Source organism: Mycobacterium sp. 29Ha (genome assembly GCF_032883055.1).
Classification (GTDB): Bacteria; Actinomycetota; Actinomycetes; order Mycobacteriales; family Mycobacteriaceae; genus Mycobacterium; species Mycobacterium gallinarum.
Window position 1 is genome coordinate 1 of sequence record NZ_JAMQTI010000070.1, and the last position, 1699, is coordinate 1699.

Sequence of the window (1699 nt, forward strand, 5' to 3'; positions counted from 1 at the left end):
CCCGGATTTTTCGCGCAATGTCGCCTGTGACGGTGTGTAGATAAGCGAAAGTGCCTGTCCTGCAAGGAATAATTGGACTTCTCTAAGGTTCAACCATCCTGGCGGGAAGGCACTTCGCAAGTGAAGAATATCGCGGCCGCATCGCGGGTGAAAGTGTCTGCCGACGGCCACGGTGTGGTGTCGCACGCCGGGATGGGCCTGTTGCGGGAACTCGCCGACCGGACCGGGTTATCAGCGCAGGTCACCGCCGCGTTGGCCGACACCTACCGCGGCCCGTGGGTGTATGCGCCCGGTGAGGTGTTCGCCGATCTGGCGGCTGCGGTCGCCGACGGAGCGGACTGCATCGACGGGGTCGGCCAGGTATGCGGCGACCGGGAGCACGTGTTCGGCGCGAAAGCGTCGACGACCACGATGTGGCGGTTAATCGATGAGCGCATCGACGCCGCACACTTACCCGGGGTGCGGGCCGCCCGAGCCGGCGCACGGGCGGCGGCCTGGGCCGCCGGCGCGGCCCCCGCACCGGGTGGCTGGCTGCACATCGACATCGACGCCACCCTGGTCATCGATCACTCCGACAACAAGACCGGGGCGACGCCGACCTGGAAGAAGTCCTTCGGTCACCATCCGCTGCTGGCGTTCCTGGACCGCCCCGAGATCTCCGGCGGGGAGGCCCTGGCCGGGCTGCTGCGCACCGGCAACGCCGGCTCCAACACCGCCTCCGACCACATCATCGTTCTGGAGCAGGCGCTGGCAGCGCTGCCCGCGCCGTGGCGACCCGACCCAAGTCATGGCGATGATCCGGACCGACCGAAGGTGCTGGTGCGCTGCGACACCGCCGGGGCCACCCACGACTTCGCCGACGCCTGCCGGGCAGCGGGGGTGGGATTCTCCTTCGGCTACCCCGTCGACTGGCGGGTGCAGGACGCGGTGGACACGCTCAACCTCGCCGAGGGCTGGTATCCGGCGATCGACACCACAGGCGGCATCCGTGACGGCGCGTGGGTCGCCGAGGCCACCACCCTGGTCAACCTGAGCAGCTGGCCGCCGGGTACGCGGCTGATCCTGCGCAGGGAACGTCCCCATCCCGGTGCGCAGTTGCGGTTCACCGACGCCGACGGCATGCGCGTCACCGCGTTCATCACCGACACAGCACCCGGCGTGGTGGCAGGCCAGGTCGCCGGCCTGGAACTACGGCACCGCCAGCACGCCCGCGTCGAGGACCGCATCCGCGAACTGAAAGCCACCGGCCTGGGTAACCTGCCGTGCCAGTCCTTCTGGGCCAACGCCGCCTGGCTGGAAATCACCCTGGCCGCCGCCGATCTAGTCACCTGGGCACGGCTGATCGGATTCCGAAACCATCCCAACCTGGCGCGCGCCGAGATCACCACCTTCCGCTACCGCGTCCTGCATGTGGCCGCCCGCATCACCCGCGGCGCCCGCCGAACCCGGCTACGCCTCGATGCCACCTGGCGGTGGGCAGCCCTGATCGCGACCGCCTGGCAGACCATCCGCACCGCGTTCGGTTGACCGAACACCCCACTGACCGACCGAGCGCGAAAGACCCACTGGCCCTGGGAAAGCCCGCCCCACCCGGCGACACGGGGCCACCCCAGCACGCCCGCAACCGCAGAACCCAGCTTGCGACGCTTCCCAGCCGGAAACCGCTACTGCCATCACCTTGGACGAAAAATCGGGGCTA

General features: G+C 69.0%; 1 protein-coding gene. It reads left to right on the forward strand.

The genetic code is table 11. The features are described 5' to 3' along the window. The first annotated feature begins 120 nt into the window (after positions 1 to 120). Positions 121 to 1527 (forward strand): IS1380 family transposase, encoded by a 1407-nt coding sequence (locus M1248_RS33220; RefSeq protein ID WP_317150934.1) that lies wholly within the window; start codon positions 121 to 123, stop codon positions 1525 to 1527. Positions 1528 to 1699: the final 172 nt, after the last annotated feature.